The sequence below is a fragment of the Blautia sp. RTP21359st1_E11_RTP21359_211015 genome (assembly GCF_040910705.1).
Taxonomy (GTDB): domain Bacteria; phylum Bacillota; class Clostridia; order Lachnospirales; family Lachnospiraceae; genus Blautia_A; species Blautia_A fusiformis.
Window position 1 is genome coordinate 1 of sequence record NZ_JBDGAB010000094.1, and the last position, 7274, is coordinate 7274.

Consider the following 7274-nt stretch of genomic DNA (forward strand, 5'->3'; position numbering starts at 1 on the left):
GACATATACCATACTTTGGAAAGAATGCAGTTTTTATCATGGATCTCACTTTCGATCACCCGAAGGAGCTCCGCAAAAAACGGATCCGTTGTGGAAGAATCGGTTCTTGTCATCAGGATATTGATGTACCAGGTTTTCTCCTGCTTTGCGGAAACGCCTTTTTTCAGATTCCGGGCCGCCTCGTTGGGCACATAATTCATCTCGATAGCTGTTTTCCATATCTTATCCCTGAGTCCGGAAACAGAACATTTATAATTGGGATTATTCAAAACTCTGGAAACCGTCGCCGGTGAAACCCCTGCCTTTTCTGCGATCTTCTTGATGGACATGTACCCGTCCCCTCCCTCTGAAAAAAGTCTACCCGCTACCAGTCCTGTACGCTGCTCAACGTCATCTGTGTAACTCAGTATCATCAGTGTAACAGAATTTTTTATCATTCCTTATTTCATAGTAATTAAATATGTTTTATATGATAATAAGAATTTTGAAAAAAGTCAATCTTATTTTGTGAAAACGTGTTCTTTTTTTGCCTGCAATATATAAAAACAGACTGAGAACCTGATATATATTCTTATCAAGCTCCAGTCTGTTTTGCGTACTCAAACATATAAGATATAACTATGAGTAAATAACAAATGCTGATTACTAATATCCTTTGAATTATTTAACCATTACCTTACAGGTCAGTTTTTTGGAACCACTCTGAACGGTAATGGTTGCAGTTCCTTTTTTGATGCCTTTTACAACACCTTTGGATGTGACCGTTCCCCCATTTTCCAATTCACATTTATACTAAAATTATAAATTTCCCATCACATTTAATCAAACTTTGTTTAGAATATTTTTGTCATATTTTGTCTGTTTACAGACATTTTTTAACATTTTTTCTACTATAAAAACCTGGCAGCTGCACATGTGAAAACTTTTGCACCTGCTTTATTACCAAAATACCAAAAATACGACGTGCAGTTATTCAAAATAAATATCTGTACTTTCTTCTCCTGCTCATAATAATCTCAAATACTCTTTCTTTATATTCCTGCGGATAATAACTTTCCATATCCAATATTTCTTTTACATCTTTTTCATTAAATTTCAGCCTTATCTGCTGACCATACAATTCTTCTGCAATCTCGATCTGCTCATCAAAATCTTCACACAGAGTTTTTGATCGTGCCTCCTCCATCAGATTATTTATGTTTTCTTCCATCGGATAATCCATCTGTATATCTGATAGCAGTCCTGCACCGTTATCAAATATTGGACATAAATGATATTTTTCTTCTGCATCCATTAAGACTCCAATATTATGCATATGCCGATCTTCATTCATAAAAAATGTATCAATTGCCAGGATCTTACTCATATACTTTCCAAAATCGCTAATTCCCGTAATGCGTTCCGTCTGATCTACTATAAATTCCAGTCTTTCCGAATGTTCTGGAATCGTGAATAATTTTTTATAAAGACTTTCATTATAAAATCCATAAAAAAGTCTTTCTAATGTAATAAGCTGCCATCCCTCAGGCAAAAAATTTTCACTTTTACATCCCAGATATTTTCTTCTCTTATAACTAATCTCTTCTGTTTTATATAAAACATACTCTTCCTGTTTCAGTGAAGATTTTTCCAACAAACGTGAAACAACATATTCCACCAATCCCTCATATCCCATATAATCAGCTTTATACCATACATTGTTCCTGCACCATTTCAATTGGTTTCCTTTTGACGATTGTCTGTCATTTGTTTTGATATCCTGTTCAAAAAGCTGTACCATTTTTACCTCTCAATCCTGATCCAGAAATCATCCTCTGCCATTCTTCCTTCGGTCTTTTCTATGATCATAAACGGATCATAAAATGGCAGATTCAAATCTTCTAATACCAATTTTATTTTGTCTCGTTGTCTCGGGAAACAACGAGATTCCAGAAATTCCTCGTATTCTTCAAAGGTTGGTTTTTCATTTCGGCCAAATGCTTTTTTAATAAAATTGTTTGTATAATTATATATTTTTACTTTTCTGCCTCTCTCATCCACATCAATAATCGTACATATTTCACTCTTAAACATGTACCATAAGCGTATCGGATATTCTTTTTCCGGCACGCGGAGGTTTTCCTCTATCTGAGGATACTCGTTTAAAATATGAACTAATGTCGTAACCGGTCCTGTAATATCCCGATTTTCACTTTCCCATCTTTCTATTGTTTTCTGAGATACATTTACTAACTTTGCAAAATCTTTTTGTGTAAGCTTCAATTTCTTCCTTAAAATTCGTATATCTTCTGCCCGTATCGAATGTTTCACAGCATATCCTGTCATTTTAGATTCCCCCTTTTTTATTAATATACCCTTATTTTAAGGGTATAACAAGCTATTTTATTCCTTATTTTAAGGGTTTTCTATATTTATAAAAAACCCGGCAGCTGCACATGTGAAAACTCTCCATGTTTCATCTGCCGGGCTTCTGTTTTTATTTTCTTTTGTATTCTTTCACTGTTATGGCGATTTTACGTACGCCTGCTTCATCGTTACTTCACCGTTATCTTACAGTTCAGTTTTTTCGCTCCGCTCTGCACGGTGATCAAGGCCGTCCCTTTTCGGATTCCCTTTACAACACCTTTGGAATTTACCGTAGCGATCCTGCGATCCGAGGAACGGAAAAGAATCTTTTCGTCGCTGTAATACGGCACGGTCACTGCCTGGATCGTGTATGTTTTTCCACGAAGTATGGTTTTTGTTTTGGGCACGCCGGTCATCTTTGCAGTCCTTACTGCGGCAGTATTGTTCAAAAAACGGAACCCATTTTTCTTTGCGTAAGTCTGCGCAGTAGAACCCTTTTTTCCGGCAATGACAAAAGTTTTATTTTTTCCACTATTGAAATTATAGCCGATCGCTTCTTTTTCTATCACTGTTTTACTGTTGAGGATCGTAATCTTTTTCATTGCCAAGCAATCATAAAAAGCATGGCTTCTGATCTTTTTCACACTGGCAGGTACTGTAATATTCCCCAGTTTTCGACAATTACTGAATACACCGTTCCCGATCTCTGTAAGCTTCTTCGGCAACGACACCTTTCTGAGATCTGTACAAAAAGAAAACGCACCTTCCCCAATAACCGTAACACTGTCCGGAAAGCTTACTCCTGTCAAACCGCAATGCCGAAAGGCCGCTCTTTCTATCCTGGAAACGCCCTGTCCAAGCGCAACCTTTTTCAGTTTCATATCTGCCTCAAATAACGATTCCGGTAATATTTTCACACTTCCCGGAATGCTGACAGATTCCAGATTGTTACAGTAACTGAAAGCATATTCATCAATTTTTGTTACAGTTTTCGGTACATCCAGGCTCATAAGCTTACTCTGGTAAAAAGCATATGCACCAATGCTTTTCAGTCCATCAGGAAGCTTGATCCTGGTGATCGCAGTATCTCCAAATGCTCTTACTCCAATACTCCGCAGAGTTCCCGGCAACGAAATCCTCTTCATATTTCTGCAGCCTGAAAAGGTTCTGTCACCGATTCCCGTGATCCCAGATGCAACGGTTACTGTTTTTATCATTGCTGATCTGTATGAAAAATCATCGGTAACCTTAACCTCCCCTTTTCCCTGTATCTGCAGGTTTCCATTGGAGTACAACCGGTAAACAGCTTTGCTTCCACAGGAGCCCTTCGCAACAAGCTTTGCAGTGCTCTGCACACCTGCTGCCGATGCTTCCTGTGCATATTCAGCCGCATAACCAGTCTGTGCATGTACAGCCACAGAAGATACACAGGACCCTGTCAGGATCATTGCCGTTGATAACAGTATTGCGATTTTTTTCCCAAACATAAAAGCTCCCTCCCTGAGAATCGATCGGATATCCACGATCTTCTCCCATGCAGCAACAAAAGGACCGGCATACATCCGGTCCTCCTATTCATCATTTAGAATCTGTTGGTTAATCCAACCACATACATATCTTCTTTATATTCCGGGATCTTCACAAGAAGTCCTTCTGCAGTATCTTCAGTTTCTACCTTCACTGCCGGATCAAATGGTCTCAGCGCCCCATGATAGCCCTTGATCAGGAATTCATTGGCACCTTCCTTCAGATGATCTGCAAACACATTCAGATTTCCGTCTTTCTGTGTATAATGGAGCTCAATTCCACTCTCAAGCAGCTCAGATTCACGGTCACTGCAGCGTGTTCCGTAAATACCGTCATGGTTTACCTTCAGCCATGCACCCAAGATCTTCAGTCTTCTTACCTGCTCCTCCGGAATCGTTCCATCTGCCTTCGGGCCGATGTTCAGGAGAAGATTTCCGTTATTTGCCACTGTTCCGACAAGAAGTGAGATCAGATCCGGAACAGAGATCAGCTTGTCATCGCCTTCGTTGGCATTATAACCGAAGGATAAGCCCATTCCACGGCACATCTCCCATTTCTCATTTCTGTTTACAGAACCGGCTTTATATTCCTTAGTAAGGAAATCGTGATAACGTCCGTTGAAACGGTCATTTACCACACCCTCCGGAACCTTATTGTAATAATGTGCAAAGAAATACGGCATCATCTCTTCACTCTGTGTCGGCCATCCGATATCATTCCAGAACACACTCGGTGCATAATCATCTACAAGCTCTTTCATCTGATTATAGGAATAATCTGCATATGCAAATGTCGGGCTGGCTGTTCCAAACAGATCATCATCCTCAAAAATAGGATCGTTTGCATACTGCCAGTCGATCAGTCCGGAATAATACAGGCCCATGCGGATTCCTGCGTCACGGACAGCTTCTGTCAGCTCACCGGTGATATTTCTCTTCGGTCCCATTTCTACGGAATTGAAATGTGTATATTTACTTGGGAACAGGCAGAATCCGTCATGATGCTTGGTTGTCAGAACAACATACTCCGCACCTGCTTCTTTGAAGATCTCTGCCCACTGCTTCGGATCCCAGTTTTCAGCTTTCCACATAGGAATAAAATCTTCGTATTTGAAATCTTTTCCGTATTTTTCTATATGATGCTTATATGTAGGACCTTTTCCAATGTTCAGAGAATTGTAATACCATTCTGCATACGGATTATCCGCAAACCATTCCTTGGAATCAACCTCTCCCAGCTCCCATGTATGCGGTGCAAATGCCGGCACGGAATAAATTCCCCAATGGATAAAAATTCCAAATTTACAATCCTCATACCATTTTGGAACTGTGTGTGCATTTACAGAGTTCCAGTTTCCTGTGAATCTTACATCTCCCATAATTAAAATACCTTATCCTTTCTGTCCTTTCAAAAAGACATTATAATTTACTCGCTTCCCCCAACAGCTATTCTACTGTGATCTTCAATACCACCGGCATATCTCCCGCCTCAATAACCCCTCTTCCGCAGGAAATATCCAGTTCTTTATTTCTCGCAAATGCCGGATGCAGATCTGTTCCGAGGATCTCAATATCCCGGATCGTGGATTTCAAAAGCTTCATATCATTGCCAAGAGCTTTAATATGGATCTCTCCATCCTCCGGCCAGTGCAGAACAGTCGCATAAATATGATTGCTCTTACTTGTAAAACGGATATCCTCAGAAGTAAAGTGCTTATCATAGGTATCCGTGAAATGTCCCTCCGGAACCACCGTCGGTCCCTCTCCGAATGTCTTCCAATATCTGGTTCCGTATATCGCCTCTCCGTTTACCTTCAGCCATTTTCCCATTTCTCTCAGGATATGTGCATCCTCTTCCGGAATTGTTCCATCCGGCTTCGGTCCGATATTAAGAAGAAGTGCACCATTTTTGCTGACTACATCGATCAGATCCAGCACTATATCGGAAGGCTTCTTATAATCATTTCCAATGGTATAGCCCCAGGAGTTCTTAGCTACAGACGTATCATTCTGCCACAGATCCGGCGTGATATGGTCTAACTGACCTCTTTCCAGATCATTGACTGCGCTGCCGTAAACATATGCGTCAAATTTGGCATCAATAGCTGTTTCTTTTCCCCACTGTGCAGAACGGTTGTAATAATATGCTGCAAATTTACGAAGATACGGTTTCCATGCATACTGCTGGATCCACCAGTCAAAATACACGATGGATGGCTGATATTTATCCACGATCTCGCAGGTGCGGACAAGCCAGTCCTGCATATGCTCCTCTGTCGGAGGATTGTCATAAATATCACTCATATCTCTGGTGATTCCTGCTGCCGGCCCATAAAGATCCGCATATTCCGGATCATTGACATCAGCCTCCGGGATCTGACGACCTCCATTAAAGAACCAGTAATGCTCTGCTCTGTGAGAAGAAGCACCGAGAACCATTCCCTCTTTCTCAACCTCTGTCTTCAGCTCTCCGAGAATATCTCTTTTCGGTCCCATCTCAGCAGCGTTCCAGCGACAAAGGTCACTGGCATACATCTGAAATCCATCGTGATGCTCCGCTACCGGAACTACGAATTTCGCTCCCGCCTCTTTAAATAAGGCCGCCCATTCCTTCGGATCAAACTTCTCAGCCCTAAACTGAGAAATAAAATCCTTGTAGCCGAATTTATCCAGAGTTCCGTATTTCTCTGTATGATGCAGGTTCTCCTTAGAGCCTTTCACATACATATTTCTGGGATACCATTCGTTTCCGAAAGCCGGAACACTGTAAACACCCCAGTGGATAAAAATTCCGAATTTATCTCTCGCATACCACTTCGGCGTAGGATGCTCACAGAGAGAATCCCAGGTATCCGTGTACGGTCCCCGTGCGATCACCTCATCGATCCGAGAAAGGTATTCTTCTTTTTTCATCTGTTCGTCCTCTTTACATCTTTTTATTTATATTGTATGGATGTCTCTATGTTATCATCAAATCTTTTGGTTGTATATGTCCAACAATTCACAAATAAAACGTTTCGTTTTTATACAAAACATACAACAAAAAAAAAGACCTTGATGATGTTTTTGTTCCAACTTCATCAAAGTCTTTTCTTTTTTACATAATATTCTCTTCGATCACCTTTTCGATCCGTCTCTTCACTTCTTCTGCGAGCTCTGTGGTATGCATATCTTTGTATTCCTCATAATACATCGGAGGAAGGATATGCACCTGTACGGTGATCCTCTCTGTAGAGCCGGTATCAAAAGCCTTAAAGGAATCGATCAGTGCAACCGGAACGATCGGGCATTTCGTCTTGGTGGCAGTCTTGAAGCTGCCGCCCTTGAACGGCCCCGGATGATTTCCGTTTTTACTTCTGGTTCCCTCCGGAAAGATCAGATAATTACGACCAGCCTTCACTT

At 40.8% G+C, this 7274-nt stretch carries 7 protein-coding genes; all 7 read right to left on the minus strand.

Annotated features, from left to right (window positions below):
- Window positions 1–437 (minus strand): LacI family DNA-binding transcriptional regulator (locus AB5026_RS18360; RefSeq protein ID WP_368214112.1); only part of this gene is annotated, 437 nt, incomplete at its 3' end.
- Window positions 438–973: 536 nt separating this feature from the next.
- The gene (locus AB5026_RS18365; protein ID WP_368214113.1) at window positions 974–1657 is read right to left on the minus strand and encodes a hypothetical protein; all 684 of its coding nucleotides are present in this window, start codon (window positions 1655–1657) and stop codon (window positions 974–976) included.
- 125 nt (window positions 1658–1782) lie between these two features.
- Window positions 1783–2325 carry a DNA-binding transcriptional regulator gene (locus tag AB5026_RS18370; protein WP_015526587.1) on the minus strand — a complete coding sequence of 181 codons (543 nt, stop codon included), beginning with the start codon at window positions 2323–2325 and terminating at the stop codon, window positions 1783–1785.
- A 209-nt stretch (window positions 2326–2534) separates the two neighbouring features.
- Window positions 2535–3833, minus strand: a complete 1299-nt coding sequence (locus tag AB5026_RS18375) for a leucine-rich repeat protein (RefSeq protein ID WP_368214114.1) — start codon at window positions 3831–3833, stop codon at window positions 2535–2537.
- Window positions 3834–3928: 95 nt separating this feature from the next.
- Window positions 3929–5251 carry an alpha-L-fucosidase gene (locus AB5026_RS18380; RefSeq protein ID WP_015526585.1) on the minus strand — a complete coding sequence of 441 codons (1323 nt, stop codon included), beginning with the start codon at window positions 5249–5251 and terminating at the stop codon, window positions 3929–3931.
- Between the two features lie 67 nt (window positions 5252–5318).
- Window positions 5319–6785 carry an alpha-L-fucosidase gene (locus AB5026_RS18385; protein ID WP_368214115.1) on the minus strand — a complete coding sequence of 489 codons (1467 nt, stop codon included), beginning with the start codon at window positions 6783–6785 and terminating at the stop codon, window positions 5319–5321.
- Between the two features lie 184 nt (window positions 6786–6969).
- Window positions 6970–7274 (minus strand): lysophospholipid acyltransferase family protein (locus AB5026_RS18390; RefSeq protein ID WP_368214116.1); only part of this gene is annotated, 305 nt, incomplete at its 5' end.